The following is an 18,245-nucleotide window of genomic DNA, read 5'->3' on the forward strand; positions in this document are numbered from 1 at the left end:
ATGCCACAGGTCACTGAGCCCACACTAATTTGGGAAAAAGTAAAAACCGAGCTTTCAGAGCTCCTTCCACGCGATATCTTTGATAGCTGGTTTGTTTCCGTAGAGTGCCTAAGCTCGGATGGCAATTCCGTGGTCCTTCAAGTACCGAGTGAGTTTTCCGCAATTTGGATCAACGATAACTACTTGGATCTACTCACCAAAGCCTTTCAACGGTTTTTGGGCCATCCAGTAACCGTTACTTTAGTAGACAACTCCGCGGACGAAGACACCGTTGGCAACAATACGCGGCATACCAATACTGAGATGTCCAATTTCCGAGGGAATGCAGCGAGCGCCAACCAGAGGAACAAAGGAGCCATCGATTCCAATCTCAATCGTCGGAACACTTTTGAGAATTTCGTTATCGGCTCCAATAGCCAATTGGCACACGCCGCAGCGATCGCGGTAGCGCATGCGCCGGCGGAAGCCTACAACCCCCTCTTCGTTTATGGGGAGACTGGATTGGGCAAGACTCATCTCATGCACGCCGTGGGACATCACATTCTCCAAAACAAGCCTGACGCCCGAATTGCTTACCTCTCTTCCGAAAAGTTCACGAACGAATTCATTTCCTCTATTCAAGAGAATACGCTGACCCGTTTTCGCAAACGGTATCGCCGCGTAGATGTCCTTTTAATCGACGACGTCCAGTTTCTCAGTGGCAAGGAGCGAATCCAGGAAGAATTCTTCCACACCTTCAACGAGCTCTTCGAGCAGCAAAAGCAGATTTTCCTTTCAAGCGATAGACCGGCCAACGAAATAGCGAAACTCGAAAGTCGCCTCGTATCCAGATTCCAGTGGGGTCTAGTAACCGATATCCAAGCTCCCGATTTCGAGACCCGTGTTGCCATCCTGCGCAAAAAGGCCGAGCAGCATAACTTCAAGGTCCAGGATGAGATCATCAATTTCATCGCGGAACACATCGTAAAAAATATTCGCCGGCTCGAAGGAGCCTTAATCAAAGTTTGCAGCTACTCTTCTCTTACCGGAAGCCCGCTCGATATCTCCACTTGCGAGATGCTCTTAAGCGACGTGCTAATGGAAGCGGCCAAACAGCAACTCACGATTGATACGATACAGAAGAAAGTAGCCGAATACTTCGAGCTAAGGCATTCCGACATGCTAAGTCGGCGGCGGCCCAATCACATCGCCGTTCCCAGACAGATCGCCATGTACTTGAGTCGGGAACTTACCAAGCACTCGCTGCAAGAAATCGGTGAGTCGTTTGGGGGACGGGATCACGGTACGGTAATCCATGCCTGTCGGCAGGTCGAAAACCTTGTAGACCAAGACGACACCGTTCGCCACAGTGTCGACTACCTGAAAGCCCAGCTTTCAAGATAGAGCTGGACCTATCCTTCTTATAAGACCTATTGGTTCTATAAGTCCTACGCCACCATGAATCTCAGTCACGAACAAAAGCAGACCATAGCCCAAAGCCTCGCCGATGGTAAATCCATTGCGGACATCCAACGGCTTATTACTAGTGAATTTGGAGTCGCAATGACCTTTATGGAAACGCGATTTCTGCTAGACGACCTAAACTTGGACCTGAAGGAAGAGGAGCCGAAACCTGAGCCGGATGACGCGGTCCCAGTTGAAGCGGCAAGCTCTGATATGTCGGCGTCTGAGGAAGTTGCCTTAGGGAACGGGTCCTTATCCGTCGACATTGATAAAATTGTACGTCCGGGTTCGGCCATCAGCGGTACCGTCACTTTCTCTGACGGAGTAGCGGCCAAATGGTATGTGGATCAGATGGGTCGCCTGGGACTGGATCCCGACCAAGAGGGATACCAGCCCTCGGAATCTGACATCCAAGCGTTTCAAACCGAGCTTCAGGCAAAAATGCAGGCTCCTGGAATCTAGACCAAGCTCCCTTTTTCGATTCCTTGAATTAGATCGGCTTCGGAAAGAATTTTTACCCCAAGGCTTTCCGCTTTCGTCAATTTAGATCCCGCGGACTCGCCCGTCAGCAAATAGGTCGTCTTTTTGCTGACGCTCCCAGCGACTTTTCCTCCCTTGCTTTCGATCAGGGCTTTCGCTTCATCGCGTTTCATCGTGGGCAGGGTTCCCGTAATGACAAAACTCGTACCCTCGAAGATCGCTTGGCTCCTTTCGATCATCTCCGGGGCGGTGGGGTTCACCCCTAATTCAAAAAGCGAATCCACGACCGCTGCGTTCACTTCGCTATCGAAATAAGCGACTATTCCCTGGGCGGTCTTTTCGCCGATTCCATCAATCTCTACCAGCGTTTCGACATTCGCCTCCCTTAAATGGGCGACTGATCCAAAATGCTTTGCCAAGTCCTTTGCTGCGGTCGCCCCAACTTGTGGAATTCCAAGCCCATGAATCAAGCGCCACAATTTTTTCGTTTTACTCTGCTCGATCGCTTCCAGTAGATTCCGTGACGACTTCTCAGCAAATTTTTCAAGTGCAACGATCTGGTCATACGCCAATCGAAAGATATCCGAAAGATTGGATACGAGGGAACGCTCAACGAGTTGCTCGACCACTGCCTCGCCCAGCCCTTCAATATCCATACACTGGCGTGAGGCAAAGTGCTGCAAGCGCCCCTTCACCTGAGCCGGACACTTTATGTTGAGACAGCGAAGGGCTACTTCGCCCTCTAACTTGCGTGTTGGCGTGCCACATTTCGGACAGGATTCAGGAAAGACAAAGGGAACGCTGTCGCGGGGGCGCTTTTCAAGAACTACTCGGATCACTGCTGGGATGATTTCGCCGGCCTTTTCCAAAATCACTGAATCCCCAATTCGAACGTCCTTTCGTTGCATCTCTTCCTGGTTATGCAGAGTGGCCCGCGAAACGGTCGTTCCAGCAAGTTGGGTCGGTCGCAATTCTGCAACCGGAGTCAGGACCCCGGTCCGTCCGACCTGAAGGGTAATCCCTTCCAGAACCGTCTCAGACTGTTCGGCCGCAAACTTGAACGCGATCGCCCATCGGGGCGCCTTCGACGTCTTTCCCAACTGATCCTGCTGGTCCAATCGGTTGGTCTTCACAACCGCTCCGTCGGTTGGATACGGAAGTTGATCGCGCAGGGAGTCCAACTCTTCTATCGCTTGCCACGCCTCTTCAGCGCCACGGGTTTCCCAAATTCGTTCTCCCACCGGAAAGCCCCAATGAGTAAGCGTCTGACTAAACTCGGATTGTGACGATACGATTTCAGGTTGGCAGAAACCAAGTCCGTAAAGGACAATGCTAAGTTTCCGCCGAGCGACCTCATCTCGGTCTAGCATTTTGACCGTACCCGCTGCCAAGTTCCGCGGATTCTTAAATTCCTCGAGCCCAGCTGCGCTGCGCTCAGCATTAATCCGATCGAATTCGTCGTTACGCATATAGATTTCTCCTCGAATTTCGATAACATCCGGGAGATCCGCTCCTTTCAACTCTCGCGGCAGCTCCTCAATGAAGAGCACATTTGCCGTAATATCATCTCCCTCGGTCCCATTTCCTCGGGTCACTGCCCGAACCAGTTTTCCGTTTTCGTAAGTGATACTAACAGCAACCCCGTCTATCTTCGGCTCAACAACAAAATCGACCGAGACCACTTCCAGGCCTTTTACAATTCTCTCTACAAATGCAAAAAATTCATCTTCCGAATACGTGTTGTCCAGGCTAAGCATGGGAAGCCGATGAATATAAGATTCAAATCCTTCCACCAAGTCATCCCCCACCCGCTGTGTAGGGGTGTCATTCGGAACCCATTCGGGATGAGCCGCTTCTAATGCTTCCAAATCATGTTTCAGCTGGTCGTATTCCCGGTCAGATATTTCGGGATCCGCCTGGCGGTAGTAGAGCTCATCGTGCTTCTCGATCTCATTTCTCAAAGCCCTGATTTCAGCCTCTACCTTCACGTCCTTCATTGCCCTCCATTCAAGAGTTTCAGAAGCGGGACGCAAGTTCAGGTTACATACCCGCTAGACAATCGGATCGGTGACTTCGATTCTCGAACGAATACGCAAACGCTGAAATCTATTCAGCCCCGGCTTCTTTGCCAATTCTGCCTCTCATCACATCCCAGAACCGCGTTTCCAAAGTGCGTCGGTAGAGTCCCCAAGAGCAGTAAACAAAAATCGCCGTTGCCGCCCCAGCCCCATCTGCGACAATGTCCATCAAATCCGACGACCTAAGGGGATTGTAGAATTGTATCCATTCGTCCACTATTCCGTATGAAATCGCCAACAAAAAAGCCCACGCTAATCGGGAGTTTGATCGCAAAGGACCCGGCACCCAACGAAACCAAAGAGTGCCCAGCAACCCAAACACGAAGAAATGGGCCACCTTGTCAAAATTGACGATATCTGGACCCTGTGGACTGCTTTCGTCAAAACTCGATGCCCAAGCAACCGCCGCGAGCAAGGCGACTGGCGGAATCAAATATCGAAGAGGAAGACGAGTACTCACGCCAGAAAAGCGGAATCCATGAAAAAGAGAAAAATGGTCGGGCCACCGAGATTTGAACTCGGGACCTCTTGTCCCCCAGACAAGCGCGCTACCAAGCTGCGCCATGGCCCGACACAAAGGAAAGACAGGAGAACTTGGGGAGCTCTGGATTCGATTTCAAATGCTTTTTTCCGAAAGCTGGATTTATTTATCGTGGACGCCTCAAACAGTTGAATTTGACTTGCTTCCAATTGAGCTGGCAGGCATACACCTCTCCTCTTTCAAAGGATGCCCAGGTGGCGGAATTGGTAGACGCGCCTGACTCAAAATCAGGTTTCTTCGGAAGTGGGGGTTCGATTCCCCCCCTGGGTACCATCCTTCGATCGAGACACAACTTAGAGTCTCAGGCTGTCACCTCGAAGTCCTTAAGACGGAGTAGTAAGTCCCACACTGGATTCGAGAGTACGGCTTGGCAGGCCTATGAAAGAGTGTCCAATCAGTATCAAATTAAAGGGGTCAGACCCCTACCTTTGCGGAGGGGTCAGAGCGACTTATGATACTTGAAGCTTGCCAAAGTACAAAAAAATGATTTTGCTTGTTAAGCCCTGAGTAGGCTATTAGTTCAGTAGCTTTTTTACTATAGTAAGTTAAACAGATTTTTTCGTGGCGAATAAACAGGTTTGCATAGTAGGCGCTGGTTTCTCTGGCGCAGTAATTGCCAGGCAACTTGCTGAAGCCAGCATCTCCTCTGTTGTCATTGACAAGCGCTCGCACTCTGCTGGCAATTGCCATACCGATCGCGATGCTGAAACCGGGGTCATGGTACACCGCTATGGCCCACATATTTTCCATACGGATATAGAGGAAGTTTGGGAGTATGTAAATAAATTTGGCGAATTCATGCCCTTTGTAAACCGACCCAAAGCTGTCGTTGCTGGCAAAGTATATTCGCTACCAGTAAACCTGCACACGATTAATCAATTTTTTGGCACCAGCATGTCTCCTGCTGAAGCCGAAGAGTTTATATGCTCAAAAACCATTTCGTTTGAGCACGAACCTGCTAACTTTGAAGAGCAAGCTCAATCAATGATCGGCAAAGAGCTATATGAGGCTTTCTTTAAAGGCTACACGGAAAAACAATGGGGCGTTTCGCCAACTGAACTACCCGCTTCTATCCTGAAACGGCTTCCGCTACGCTTTAATTACAACGATAATTACTTTAGCCATCCGCATCAGGGCATTCCTCGTGAAGGCTACACGGCCATAGTGGATAATATTCTGGATCATAAACTGATAGATCTGCGACTCAGCACAAACTTCACATCTCTTCAAAATGAAGAATGGCAGCATGTTTTCTACAGTGGGCCGATTGACAGCTATTACAACAACTGCTTCGGAGACCTTGGGTACAGAACTTTAGATTTTAAAGAATTCAGGCAGGATGGTGACGCTCAAGGTAATGCGGTCATTAACCAATGCGATTCAGACGTACCTTATACGAGAACGACAGAGCATAAATATTTCGCTCCATGGGAATCTCATGATCAGAGCATTTGTTTTCGTGAATACAGTCGCGCTTGCACGGCTGGCGACATACCCTACTATCCTATAAGACTGACTAACGACAAATCGCTTCTGGGAAAATACGTCAACAAGGCTGAGACAGAAAGTACAGTCACTTTTGTTGGACGATTAGGGACTTATCGTTACTTGGATATGGATAAAACTATTGCTGAAGCCCTTGAGACTGCTGCTCTTTACATTAATAGGCATAAGTCAACAAACCAGATGCCCGCGTTTGTTCACTCACCATTGCCATCATAACGAAAGTCTATTTCAAATTACAAAAAACAAAAGTCTCATCGTTATCCCAGCCGGGGCTGATAGTTGCCACAAGAACTGGCACCAGTTTGCCGACCGGACATATGATATAGCTGTCATTTCATTTGATCCCAATAGCTACAAAGACAACAAGAAGCACTCAGACTACTGTTTCCCGCAAGAAGGGGCCAAATTTGCACTGCTCGATAGCTTCTTCTCCAATCAGCCAGAAATATGGAAGAAGTACGAATTCTTCTGGCTCCCTGATGATGATTTGCAGTGCTCGGGTGAAACTGTAAACCGACTATTTGATATCTTTATAAAAAATAAAATGCCACTAGCTCAGCCCTCGCTAACACAAGACAGCCCAGTTAGCCATGGTTTAACCACTCATCGACGACCCTTTATATTTCGTGAGACAAATTTTGTTGAAGTTATGGCGCCAGTTTTCACAAAACAATCCCTTCAAAAAGCTGTGCCGCTTTTTCTTATCTCTAGGAGCGGCTGGGGAATCGACGAAATATGGTCACAGTTAACCTTTGCAGATGAAAAGAAATTCATCATAGATGCCGTACAGGTAAAACACATGCGTCCTCCAAATTCACCGAAACCTGGTGAGGATGTGGCATCAGGCGGTGGCTTTTACGCTAAACTGGGAGTCAACCCACATACTGAACTCATGGCCCTAAGCAAAAAATATGACTTCATCGTAGGGCTGAAGAAATTAAGTGTTTCTGGAGAGCTTCTGGGAGGCATTCCAACTGGCAAATTTATTACTCATCTACTGGTTAAAGCAGATAAGAAAATCGCTCGTTTCCAGCGGCGCATTTCCAGGCCAAGAAATACGCCGGGAAGCTGCTAACCCGCTTCACCTACTCGACCAATGGCGTAGGCATCTACCAGATCGATATGCAAACAGGGGGCGAAGCGAACGTGCTTAAGTATCCCTTGCTAGACGAGCTACAGAGCATGACTTTCGATGATGCCAATCCGTGGCGAGAGAGGTTTGGCAAAATACCGTTCGACGATAAAAGCGGGGCTTGGCAGCCACGGTACTACCAACACACGGCGATAGATAATGCAATCAAGGCGATAGCCGATGGCAAAAAGCGAATACTGCTCACCCTGGCGAGAGGCACAGGGAAAACGGCTATAGCTTTCCAGATTGCCTGGACGCTGTTTCACAGCAGACGGAACGTCACTGCACAGCCTACGAGACGTCCTTGCATCCTTTTTCTAGCCGACCGAAACATCCCCGCCAACCAGGCTTACAATTCATTCTCGGCATTCGATGAGGACGCCCTGAAAACGCATAGCTCCTGATTAGATAAGGAAGCGTGGGAGGGTTCCAAAAAATTGGAGTATCTTCTTCACCATCTTTGAGACGTTTATGACTGGGACTGACGCGTCAGGCCAGCCTTCGCCCAATTTCGGGAAATATCCTTCCGACTTCTTCGACCTCATCGTCGTGGATGAGTGCCACCGGGGCGGAGCGAACGACGAGAGCAATTGGCGAGGCATACTAGACTACTTCGAGCCAGCTATGCAGCTCGGCCTCACTGCCACACCCAAGCGAGATCAGAATGCCGATACGTACGCCTAATTCGGCGAGCCGGTCTACATCTATTCGCTCAAGGGAGGCATCAATGATGGCTTTCTAACGCCATTTAGGATGAAGGAGATTGGCCTCCTGGCGACTTCTGGCTCAACGTCGACAAAAAACATTACAAATGGCAAAATATGGTACAGTATTTCATCGAACGCCAACTACGAGGGAGAAGCCGCTTACAGCAGCGCGCAGTGGAACCTTGGAGAAAATTTCCAATTTGATGGAGAGGAAGATTTATCTAGTTTTACTCTCTCCAAAGAACTGGTAGAGCTTGGGGGGAAGCCAATACAACTGAAAAATTCAAAGCTGAAGCTAAATGAAACATTATCGATTACCAATCATCTTCGCCTTGCTAGTATTGGCCTGCTTATTGGAACTGGTAGAGCGATCGAGTATAAAGCCAAGAATTGTTCAACCTTTCGAATTTGACGAGCTTACGGTTTCCAGTTTCGACGAAGTTCCCGATGTAGATAGCTTATTTGACCAAAAAATCTCAATGGGAGGGCAAGATAGTTACGAGTTCCTGAGGCTAGATCTTGAAGACAATAAGTCCTATGTCCGAGTAGTAAACGCAGCCCAATACCTTGAAATGAGAAGGAAAGGTGCTGAACCCTTTTCAACTTATGACATCACTATGGATAGTTGGTTTGAGAATATTGTGCCGGCATTGGTATTTTCGAAGCATAGCAGTGCTTCAAATCGAAGGTCCTACCCTTCCATTACCACGAAGATCGCTTAATTTTAAAATCTTAATCCACTGTAAAACAAAGACTTATGACTTTTCGTGAGATTTCTGCCTAAAAAGATTCAAAATTTTGAACGCTAGGCCCCGGAACCCGTCTATCCCATAGTATTCAAAAGGATTTTATTCATTTTAGTATCTGGTTTGTAGTTTGATAAGTCGAAAAGGCGTCGCTTAGCGGCGCCTTTTTGTTGCCCGCAATCCTCGCCGTTCTCCTTCTGGAAGGGCCGCAAAAAAGATTTCTCCGAAAACTGGATGTTTCTTTGAACGTTTCTACCGTAGATGCACCTATCATAGACAGAAGAGGAAGTAGTAGTTTTTTCTTAGTTCTGGTTTGTAGTTTGATAAGTTAGAAAGGGTCTCGCTTAACGGGGCCCTTTCTTTTTTTATTTTAGCAATAATAGGCCCCATCGCGGATTTCAATTTGATCGAAGCCAATCAGATGGTAATGCTCTCGAAATGCCCGACTTTCGGAGTTACTGCCCAACTCTAGATCCAAACGTGCCGCAGATCACACTTTCGGCTGATGAGTCGCATCACTTGATCTCGGTAAATCGCGCCCGTCAGGGAGACCCGGTCATTATCTTCGACGGCTTTGGGAATGAATGGGCCTCAGAAATAACCATAGCCAATAAAAGGGAGGCTGTCTTGGAGGGAAAAGCCTTCAACCACCACTCTCCTCCTCTTCAAAGAATCGCTTTGGCCCAGTCGATTCCAAAATCGAAGGGCTTGGAGAACATCATTCGCAAAGCAACGGAGCTGGGTATTCAGGACATCTATCCTTTGATTTCCAATCGAACCGAAACCAAGATCCGCGATGGCAAAGAAAAAACGAAGAACGAAAAATGGCTCGGGGTCGCAATTGAGGGAGCGAAACAGTCGGGAAACCCGTTTATTCCCACCATTCATCCCGCTCAGCGTTTGGATCTTTTTCTGGAAAAAGAATCGGGAAATTTCCAGCTGAAGCTCATTGCCTCCCTCGAAGAAGGCAGTGCCACGCTTCACGGGCAAATTGAAAAAGCCGTTCTAAATCCCAACGCTTCGGGGATATTTCTAGTCGGCCCCGAAGGTGATTTCACGGAAACCGAGTATACCCAAATTCGCCAGGCAGATTTCCTTCCAGTCTCACTGGGGCCCTATGTGCTGAAATGCGAAACCGCCGCGGTCAAAGCCCTTAGCATCTTGCAGCACGAATTTTCTAAATGGGCCCCCTGATAGACACCTTCGTCTACCAAACCATCAAACCGCCAGCGTAGGTAAACCCGGCCCCGACGGAACAGAAGATGATCTTGTCACCTTCTTCAAAAATCCCCTCTTCCGCAGCCCATCCCAACGCCATTGAGACGGAAGCAGCCGATGTGTTACCATACTTCCCCACCGTAACGATGAATTTTTCGTAGGAGATTCCAACGCGCTTGCTCACTGCTTTCAGAATTCGAGCGTTCGCCTGGTGAGGTACAATCCAGGATACATCTTCCTCGGAAAGCCCATGACGCTTCATAGCACTTTCAATAATGTCGGAGAACGCAAGCACGGCCCTTTTAAAAACAACTCCGCCGTCCAGCTGAATATAGAAAGAGTCCAGGCTGTCTCCCGGTTGTGGAATCGGATTCATCGCCCCACCACCTCTGCGGCAAATCGCCTCGGTGTACCGCGAGTCACCACTGAGCTCATGCCGATAAAATCGATGGCCTCCTTTTTGCGGAGTCAATACTGCCGCTCCTGCTCCGTCGCCAAAAAGAAAGGCGGTTTCGTGGTCTTTAGAGTTTGTGATTCGCGAAAGAATTTCCGCGGTAACCACGAGAGCGTTTTTTGCCGTTCCTCCTATTATGAAAGCCCGTCCCACCTCGAGAGCATAAAGCCAGCCCGAACAGGCCGCGTTAAGATCAAAAGCCAGCGCCTGTCCAATGCCAAGCTCTTTGGCTAACGCGCTCGCGGCTCCGGGAACCGGTTGATCGGGAAGAAGGGTTGCGACAATCACCGCATCGATGTCGTCCACTGACATACCGGCCATTTCCAAGGCCTTGTTTGTCGCCTCTGTAGCTAGGCTGGTAGCCGATTCACCTTCGCTGATGATATAACGCTGCTGAATCCCGGTTACCTTTTCAATCTCTTCGGCTGTCTTTCCTGGAAACTCTCGTAGGATCTCCTCGTTCGAACGGGCATTCTTGGGAACAGCATAGCCGATACCCGCTACGCACACCGTCTGAGAGGTAAGTGAGTCTACGCCAGCATCACTTGATGCGACGGCATTTTCCAGTGATGAGCCTTTGTAGCGAGTCAAGTCGTCTCCGGTCACCCGACCTCCGGGCCCCGTACCCACAATATCGCAAATCGTATCCGGATTCAAACCACGCTCTAAGGCAATCTTTCGAGCTCGAGGAGTCCAGCGAATCGCTCCCATTTTATCTGATGGGGCCGGGGTCTCAGAAATCGTGCTTTCGGCGGTTGCAATTTCCGCCAGCGGGGCAACGAGCTTCTGCTTAGATTCGGTTGCCGGGGTTGTTGCGGTATTCAAGGCTCCCGAATCGGTTCCGAGGTCCACCGCTAAGTGGCTCATGGATTGATCTTCTGTCTCTATACGGAAAAAAGGAACCCCCACTTTCAGGATGTCTCCCGCGCAACAGCAAATTCCCCGGATAACCCCCTCGCAGGGGGACTCGAAATCGAATATTGATTTGTCGCTTTCGAGCTCGGCTAGCTTCTCGCCTTTAGCGACCGCACTTCCCGCCTCGCAAAAAAGATCGATCAACGTTATTTCGTTTACCGTCGCGCCCATCGATGGGATGGGGACTTCTATCAGCTGCTTCGCCATGAGGGTTATTGATTTAGGTAAGCACTCAAAAAGAATTGACTGGCATCATTTCGAACGGGCTTCAACTAAGCTTTCTTATAGGCAAGACTGGCTTGCACAAAAGCCTTGAACAGCGGATGGGCCTTATTGGGTTTCGATAAAAATTCCGGGTGTGATTGAACTCCCAGAAACCAAGGATGGTCGTCCAATTCCACCATCTCCACCAAATCTCTTTTTGGATTAATTCCACTCACTTTGAGCCCGGCATTTTCAATCTGCTCCACGTAGTCGTTGTTCACCTCGTAGCGATGCCGATGCCGCTCGCGCACAAACTCTTCACCGTAAGCTTCAAATCCTTTGGTGCCTGCCTTAACCCGACACTCGTAAGATCCCAATCGCATCGTCGCCCCTTTTTCTACGATTTCCTTTTGCTCATCCATCATGGAAATCACAGGATGGGGGGTCGACTTGTCCACCTCGAAACTGTTGGCGCCTTTTAGGCCAAGAACGTTACGGGAAAACTCGATAACCGCGATTTGCAGGCCTAGGCACAGTCCTAAATAGGGAATCTTGTTTTCCCGGGCATTCTTGACCGCCGCTATCTTTCCTTCAATACCACGATCCCCAAATCCCCCGGGCACTAAGATCCCATGCAAGCCTTTCAGTTTGTTGAGCCCCTCCGGCTTTTCCAGAGACTCCGCATCGACTCGAATCACATTGACTGCGCAGTTATTTGCGATCCCCGCATGAGTGAGCGATTCGTAAACCGACTTATACGCATCCTGCAGTTCGATGTATTTTCCAACGACCCCAATATCTACCCGTTCAGAGGGCGACTTCAAGCGCCTAACGATATCAATCCAAACACTGTGCTCAATCGGAGGGGCATCTAGTCCTAGCAATTCAACTACGAGATCATCCATCTCCTCCCTCTGCAAAGCAAGGGGAAGCTCGTAGATGGACGACTCCACATCCATCTCCTCGATCACGGCTTTTACGGCAACGTTACAGAATAGGCTCAGCTTTTCCCGAATCTCGCGATCAATGGGATGCTCGGTGCGGCAAACAAGGATGTCGGGCTGAATCCCGATTTCCCGAAGTTTGGCGACACTCTGCTGCGTCGGCTTTGTTTTCAACTCACCGGCTGCGTTCAAATACGGAACCAAAGTTACATGAATGAATACCACATTGCCTCTTCCCGCCTCGAGCGCGAATTGGCGCATGGCTTCGAGAAAAGGCAACCCCTCGATATCGCCCGTCGTACCACCGATCTCGGTAATCAAAATATCCACGTCTTCGCTGGCCGCCCGAATCCGGGCCTTAATTTCGTTTGTGACATGCGGTATTACTTGTACCGTCGCTCCCAGGTACTCTCCACGACGCTCCTTTTGGATCACCGATTCGTAGATTTGCCCCGACGTGAGGTTGTTGAACTGGCTTAGCTTGCCTGACGTAAAACGCTCGTAGTGACCTAGATCCAAGTCCGTTTCAGCCCCGTCATCCAAGACATAGACTTCTCCGTGCTGAAAAGGGTTCATTGTACCCGGATCGACGTTGAGATAGGGATCGAACTTTTGGATTCGAACGGTCACTCCCCTTTCCTCAAGCAGGGCACCTAAAGAGGCGGCTGTCAGTCCCTTGCCAAGTGAGGACACTACGCCACCCGTTACGAATATATATTTCTTAGGCTTTTCTTTGTGCACTTCGTCTGCCATGTGAAGGGAAAAGGACCAATTAGGTCAACTAGGGAGTTCCCTAAAATAGAAATCTCTCCTTCAATCTAGGCAATGATGAGCGTCCAGGCGGCAAATGCGACGATAGCGATCAAAAGTGCCGTCACCACGAGGACGATACCAAACTTTACAATCCGCCACATGACATAGAGCAATCCTGCACCTACAACGATCAAACAGGTAGTAACCAGCCAAGGGGGGTATAGCTCTAGCAACTCGCGAACTTCGTCGATCAATTCTGTCATCCACGCACACGCTACGGGACACGCCCTCCATCCTTCAATCTCGAATTTATGTTGCGCGTTGGAACGCAGACGATTTCGTTCTCCCAATCCTGTTTCGAGGGGAATTAGCAAAACAAAACACAATTAATAGCAATGGCGAAGAAATATCACGTCTACGGAATGGGCAATGCGCTCGTCGATATCGTAACCGAGGTGACCGATGAATTTTTCAAGGAGCATTCCATCGAGAAAGGCTTCATGACACTCGTTGACGAAAACCGTCAGCAACAGCTCACCAACGCAATCCACATGCCCAGCGCGGACCGCCAATGCGGAGGATCCGCCGCCAACACGATTATCGGAGCGGCTCAGTTCGGAGCTTCCTGCTTCTACTCCTGTAAGGTGGCTAACGATGAAATGGGAGATTTCTACCATGACGACCTTATCTCCCACAACGTTAGTACCAATCTTTCCCCCGGGTCCCACGAAGAGGGAATTACCGGGAAATGCCTCGTGATGACCACACCTGACGCGGAACGAACGATGAATACGTTCTTGGGTATTACCGCCAGCTATTCCACGAAGGAAGTTGACGAAACCGTGCTTAGAGACTCGGAGTTCCTATACATTGAAGGCTACTTGGTAACCGGCGAACCGGGGCTCAACGCAATGAAAGAGGCCAAAAGACTGGCCGAGGAGTATAGCGTTAAAACGGCTCTCACTTTCTCCGACCCTAGTATGGTCAAGTACTTCAAGGACCAAATGGCCGATGTCGTCGGCTCTGGTGTCGATTTGCTATTTTGCAACGAAGAGGAAGCGATGCTCTTTACAGAAACGAAAACGGTTGACCGGGCGATCGAAGCATTGAAACAGAAGGCAAAGACGTTCGTTGTCACTCTTGGATCAAAAGGCGCCCTCGTATTCGATGGATCCGAGGAAATCAAAATTGATCCCTTTCCAACCACGGCCATCGATACCAACGGAGCGGGCGACCTTTTTGCGGGCGCATTTTTGTATGCACTAACTCAAGGTAAAACGCATGCCGAATCCGGGTGCCTCGCGAGTCTCGCCTCCTCGAAAGTCGTTTCCAAATGGGGGCCGCGCCTTGACGAAGGCCAGGCCAAGACATTGCACGACCAACTTTTTAGCTGATCGGCAAGTCCCCTCTTTACCCCTATGGAGGCTCCTCTAGATCCAGTTCGAATCGCGATTGTCGGAGGAGGAGCCGCCGGCATATTCGCGGCCATTTCGGCGAGAGAGGCAAATCCCAACGTGAAGGTTTGCGTTTTTGAGAAATCGAACCGCTTTCTCACTAAGGTAAAGATATCCGGAGGCGGGCGCTGCAATGTCACTCATGCTTGTTTCGAGCCGCGAGAGCTCACCTCAAGATACCCTCGTGGCTCTAAGGAACTTCTGGGTCCGTTCTACAGTTGGCAACCGCAGGATACGGTGGATTGGTTCGAGTCGCATGGGGTCGCGCTTAAAACCGAGCCCGATGGGAGAATGTTTCCGGTTACCGATTCCTCCCAAACCATCATCGACTGCCTTCTTGATACCGCTCGGGGGAGCGGGGTAGCACTCAAGGCGAAGACCGGAGTCGACAGTGCCCGAATCGACCGTGCAGGCAAATTCCAGCTTTCTACCAATGAGGACCTAGTTCTAGAGTTCGATCGTCTGGTCTTGGCTACTGGTGGTGGGCAGAATTCGCCGGGGCACAGGATCGCAGAATCTTTTGGCCATACGATTTCCTCCCTGGCTCCGTCACTCTTCACATTCCATATTAGCGATGCCCGCATCGACGGTCTGCAGGGACTCTCGGTTCCCAATGCTGTCGTCACCTGCCCCTCCATGAAGCTTTCTCAAAGTGGACCACTGCTGATCACTCATTGGGGATTGAGCGGCCCGGCCATTCTAAAGTTGTCGGCCTGGGGTGCCCGCCAGTTCGCAGAATTTGAATACACGTTCAAGCTACAGGTAAACTGGACAGGAACGCACGACCTGGAATCCGCCAAGCAGGTTTTAATGGATGCAAAGCGGCAGCATGGAGCCAAGCAGGTCGGTACAAATCCACTCTTAGGGCTTCCGCGCCGCTTGTGGGATCGATTTTTAGATACTGAATCGATCGACCCAAAAATGAAACTATCGCAAGTAGCGAATCACCAATTGCTCTCCCTCTCCACAACCTGCGTTGCCTGCGATTTTCAGGTAACCGGGAAAAGTATGAACAAAGAGGAATTTGTGACGTGCGGTGGTGTTTCCCTGCACGAGGTTGAATTTAAGAGAATGGAGAGCAAGCAAATGCCTAAGCTCTATTTCGCAGGCGAAACACTCGATATTGACGGGGTAACGGGAGGGTTCAATTTCCAGGCAGCATGGACAACCGGCCGGATTGCCGGCACGAGTGCGGCAATCTAGAGATACCTGAAATTATTTATTGCCCCCAACCGGCTACCCTTCGAGTAGTAGCTTCAATATGAAGATGACCCACATCAAAACACTGTCCTTCTTTATCACATCCTGCCTGGTGTTCTGGGGGTGCTCAGATTCTTCGAATGAGTCAGTAACCGCGCCAGAAGTCGATAATAGTGCAACCAAAGATGAATTGGCCAGCGCTCAAGAAAAAGCTTCTTAGGAGATCGCGAATTTGAGGCAAAAGACTGGGGAGCAGGCCGCGAAATTAAAGTCAGAAGTAGCGGCGGAACTAAAGAAGCAACGCGACGAACTCCTTTCCGAAATGAATGCGAACACGGGTAACTTGACGAGCCAGATGAGCGGAATCAAGAAACAGTACGAGTCAATCAAAGGGGCATTACCCAAGGAAGTGCTGAAAATTGTTAGGGAGCAAATTCCCGACCTCGAATCCAGCATCACCAAACTCAAAGACATGGCTGCTAAGTTCGACCCGAGTGCGATCGAGGAATTGAGTGCTTTCAAAACGAAATACCAAAAAGAGTACGAACTGGCATTAGGCCTAATGAAGAAGGTATCCGAACTACTCGAAAATTCGGGTGTAAAAGTACCCAAGCTCTTTTAGACAAAGCATCAGAAATCTTTTGATAGAGCAAAGCGGAGTCCTCGAATAAGGGGCTCCGCTTTCTTGTACCATTCATAGAAATTCCAATTTAGCGCCTCACATGAGAAATGACACTCTACAAGCTCTCGATCGAAAATTTAAGCGTATCCATACAATCGACTCAATATCAGGCTTATTGGGCTGGGACGAGCTCGTGAACTTGCCTCCCGAAAGTGCTGACCAAGGGGTTAACAATCAGCTGCTATCGCTGAATTATGCCACACCGCGTCCATTGATCCCGAAATCAGGAAACTCTTGTCTAAGCTTAAATCGGAATTCGAGTCGCTGGACCGCGAGGCTCAAATCGTGGTTCGCTAAGCGAGAAAGGACTACGAGCGCAAAACACTCAATTCGCGTTCTCAAGGCTAGGGCTAAATGGATGGAGATCCAAGCTCGATAGAGGCATTGATCGGGCAGATCGAAAACGTTCGAAACTGGAGTGATTAAGAAAGGATTGCCAGGGCTCCACCTCGTGGACATCAACTATGCCTTTTCATTTCACATTTACTATGACAACGGATGCAATGGAAATCGATGCTCTGGTTAGAGAAATAGCCCTAGACGCTCGCGAGGCGTCTCTCACCTTGGCGAATGTGCCGACAACCCAGAAGAACCAGGCTATCCTCCGACTCGCAGACCTAATCGAAGAGAACACGGATTCTCTCCGAAAAGAGAATGCCAAAGACCTGGCAGCGGCAGAGGACAACGGAATTACGCAGGCAATGCTCAAACGCCTAGAGCTGAGCGATCGCATGATTTCCGACATGCTTGCTGGTGCCCGACAGGTCGCTGCTCTCCCCGATCCTCTGGGAGAACTAATGGAGACCTATAATCATCCTCAAGGGTTCAAGATTGAGAAAGTACGCGTTCCGATTGGAGTAATCGGCATTATCTACGAGTCCCGCCCCAACGTAACCATCGATTGCGCCATCCTTTGTCTCAAATCTGGAAACGCTAGCATTTTGCGGGGCGGGAAAGAGGCCTACTACACGAATATCGCTCTGGCGAAGCTCGTAACGCAAGCCCTTGAAGCATACGGACTGCCTCCAAAGGCGTCTCAATTCATTCCCACGAAAGACCGGTCTGCCCTCAATACGCTGCTGAAATTGGATCAGCAAATTCAGTGCATCATTCCAAGAGGGGGAGAGGGTCTGATTCGATTCGTTTCTGAAAACAGCCATATTCCTGTGATTAAGCATTTCGACGGGATATGTACGCTCTATGCAGACAAGTCGCTCGATATCGCACAAGCGAAGGATATTATCGTCAATTCGAAGTGCCAAAAACCTGGCGTCTGCAATGCGGCGGAAAACCTGTTAATCCACAAGGAGGTGGCTAACGAAGCACTTCCCCAAATAGCGCAGGCCTTGAGAACTGAGGGTGTGGGGCTGAGGGTAGACGAATCCGCCAGGTCGATTCTAGACAATCAGGGGATCGACTCGACCCCAGCAACCGATGAGGATTGGGGGACAGAGTACTTGGATCTGATATTGTCTGTGAAAGTAGTGGATTCCATAGAGGAGGCCATCGCCTTCATAAATCAGTACGGGAGTTCGCATAGTGACTGTATTCTGACCACAGATACTGATACTGCTGAGTCCTTTTTAAGCGGGGTCGACTCGGCAACCGTTTATTGGAATGTAAGCACGCGGTTTACCGATGGATTCGAATTCGGCCTTGGAGCTGAGATTGGAATATCTACAGACAAGCTCCACGCTCGAGGACCCATGGGGCTGAGAGAACTCTGCACGTACAAGTTCAAAATCGTGGGTGATGGACAAATTAGAACCTGACCACCCGAGCCAAAGA

General features: G+C 49.6%; 16 protein-coding genes, 2 tRNA genes and 1 pseudogene. 13 read left to right on the top strand and 6 right to left on the bottom strand.

What is annotated here, in order from left to right; translation table 11 throughout:
• Window positions 1-1,383 carry a chromosomal replication initiator protein DnaA gene (dnaA, locus tag GA004_RS00005; RefSeq protein WP_283395233.1) on the top strand — a complete coding sequence of 461 codons (1,383 nt, stop codon included), beginning with the start codon at window positions 1-3 and terminating at the stop codon, window positions 1,381-1,383.
• 54 nt (window positions 1,384-1,437) lie between these two features.
• Window positions 1,438-1,905 carry a hypothetical protein gene (locus tag GA004_RS00010; RefSeq protein ID WP_283395234.1) on the top strand — a complete coding sequence of 156 codons (468 nt, stop codon included), beginning with the start codon at window positions 1,438-1,440 and terminating at the stop codon, window positions 1,903-1,905.
• On the opposite strand, the gene ligA is transcribed toward GA004_RS00010, so the two are convergent.
• The 3 genes from ligA to GA004_RS00025 all read right to left on the bottom strand — a co-directional run bounded on the left by ligA (window position 1,902) and on the right by GA004_RS00025 (window position 4,572).
• Complete coding sequence (gene ligA / locus GA004_RS00015) at window positions 1,902-3,920, bottom strand: NAD-dependent DNA ligase LigA (protein ID WP_283395235.1); 2,019 nt, start codon at window positions 3,918-3,920, stop codon at window positions 1,902-1,904. The genes GA004_RS00010 and ligA overlap by 4 nt on opposite strands.
• A gap of 109 nt (window positions 3,921-4,029) precedes the next feature.
• Window positions 4,030-4,461: a VanZ family protein gene (locus GA004_RS00020; RefSeq protein WP_283395236.1), complete on the bottom strand. Its 432-nt coding sequence runs from the start codon at window positions 4,459-4,461 to the stop codon at window positions 4,030-4,032.
• Between the two features lie 34 nt (window positions 4,462-4,495).
• Window positions 4,496-4,572: transfer RNA gene (locus GA004_RS00025), tRNA-Pro, on the bottom strand.
• A 158-nt stretch (window positions 4,573-4,730) separates the two neighbouring features.
• Here GA004_RS00025 and GA004_RS00030 point away from each other — a divergent pair.
• The 7 genes and pseudogenes from GA004_RS00030 (at window position 4,731) to GA004_RS00065 (ending at window position 9,827) form a co-directional block, all read left to right on the top strand.
• Window positions 4,731-4,815 (top strand) — tRNA-Leu (locus tag GA004_RS00030).
• Window positions 4,816-5,103: 288 nt separating this feature from the next.
• Window positions 5,104-6,264 (top strand): UDP-galactopyranose mutase, encoded by a 1,161-nt coding sequence (glf, locus tag GA004_RS00035; RefSeq protein ID WP_283395237.1) that lies wholly within the window; start codon window positions 5,104-5,106, stop codon window positions 6,262-6,264.
• Complete coding sequence (locus GA004_RS00040) at window positions 6,239-7,123, top strand: hypothetical protein (RefSeq protein WP_283395238.1); 885 nt, start codon at window positions 6,239-6,241, stop codon at window positions 7,121-7,123. Before glf ends, GA004_RS00040 begins: the two co-directional genes overlap by 26 nt.
• Window positions 7,093-7,945: pseudogene (locus GA004_RS17835) on the top strand (DEAD/DEAH box helicase family protein); the annotation flags it as partial. The gene GA004_RS00040 and the pseudogene GA004_RS17835, both read left to right, overlap by 31 nt.
• Window positions 7,934-8,299: a hypothetical protein gene (locus GA004_RS00055; RefSeq protein WP_283395240.1), complete on the top strand. Its 366-nt coding sequence runs from the start codon at window positions 7,934-7,936 to the stop codon at window positions 8,297-8,299. The pseudogene GA004_RS17835 and the gene GA004_RS00055, both read left to right, overlap by 12 nt.
• Before the next feature lie 67 nt (window positions 8,300-8,366).
• Window positions 8,367-8,609, top strand: coding sequence for a hypothetical protein (locus GA004_RS00060; RefSeq protein WP_283395241.1), 243 nt, complete (start codon window positions 8,367-8,369; stop codon window positions 8,607-8,609).
• Window positions 8,610-9,071: 462 nt separating this feature from the next.
• Entirely contained in the window at window positions 9,072-9,827 is a 756-nt protein-coding gene (locus tag GA004_RS00065; protein ID WP_283395242.1) for an RsmE family RNA methyltransferase, read from the top strand.
• A gap of 13 nt (window positions 9,828-9,840) precedes the next feature.
• Here the strand turns inward: GA004_RS00065 and GA004_RS00070 are convergent, their stop codons facing one another.
• The 3 genes from GA004_RS00070 to GA004_RS00080 all read right to left on the bottom strand — a co-directional run bounded on the left by GA004_RS00070 (window position 9,841) and on the right by GA004_RS00080 (window position 13,495).
• Window positions 9,841-11,427: a beta-ketoacyl-ACP synthase 3 gene (locus GA004_RS00070; RefSeq protein ID WP_283395243.1), complete on the bottom strand. Its 1,587-nt coding sequence runs from the start codon at window positions 11,425-11,427 to the stop codon at window positions 9,841-9,843.
• Window positions 11,428-11,492: 65 nt separating this feature from the next.
• A complete protein-coding gene (gene pyrG / locus GA004_RS00075; protein ID WP_283395244.1) occupies window positions 11,493-13,121 on the bottom strand; it encodes a CTP synthase in 1,629 nt (542 codons plus the stop codon).
• Between the two features lie 65 nt (window positions 13,122-13,186).
• The gene (locus tag GA004_RS00080; RefSeq protein WP_283395245.1) at window positions 13,187-13,495 is read right to left on the bottom strand and encodes a hypothetical protein; all 309 of its coding nucleotides are present in this window, start codon (window positions 13,493-13,495) and stop codon (window positions 13,187-13,189) included.
• 21 nt (window positions 13,496-13,516) lie between these two features.
• On the opposite strand from GA004_RS00080, the gene GA004_RS00085 reads away from it, so the two are divergent.
• The 4 genes from GA004_RS00085 (at window position 13,517) to GA004_RS00100 (ending at window position 18,229) form a co-directional block, all read left to right on the top strand.
• A complete protein-coding gene (locus GA004_RS00085) occupies window positions 13,517-14,515 on the top strand; it encodes an adenosine kinase (RefSeq protein WP_283395246.1) in 999 nt (332 codons plus the stop codon).
• A 24-nt stretch (window positions 14,516-14,539) separates the two neighbouring features.
• A complete protein-coding gene (locus tag GA004_RS00090; RefSeq protein ID WP_283395247.1) occupies window positions 14,540-15,778 on the top strand; it encodes an aminoacetone oxidase family FAD-binding enzyme in 1,239 nt (412 codons plus the stop codon).
• Window positions 15,779-16,007: 229 nt separating this feature from the next.
• A complete protein-coding gene (locus tag GA004_RS00095) occupies window positions 16,008-16,397 on the top strand; it encodes a hypothetical protein (protein ID WP_283395248.1) in 390 nt (129 codons plus the stop codon).
• Window positions 16,398-16,945: 548 nt separating this feature from the next.
• Window positions 16,946-18,229 carry a glutamate-5-semialdehyde dehydrogenase gene (locus GA004_RS00100; RefSeq protein WP_283395249.1) on the top strand — a complete coding sequence of 428 codons (1,284 nt, stop codon included), beginning with the start codon at window positions 16,946-16,948 and terminating at the stop codon, window positions 18,227-18,229.
• Window positions 18,230-18,245 lie beyond the last annotated feature (16 nt).

It is taken from the genome of Candidatus Pelagisphaera phototrophica (assembly GCF_014529625.1).
Lineage (GTDB): Bacteria > Verrucomicrobiota > Verrucomicrobiia > Opitutales > Opitutaceae > Pelagisphaera > Pelagisphaera phototrophica.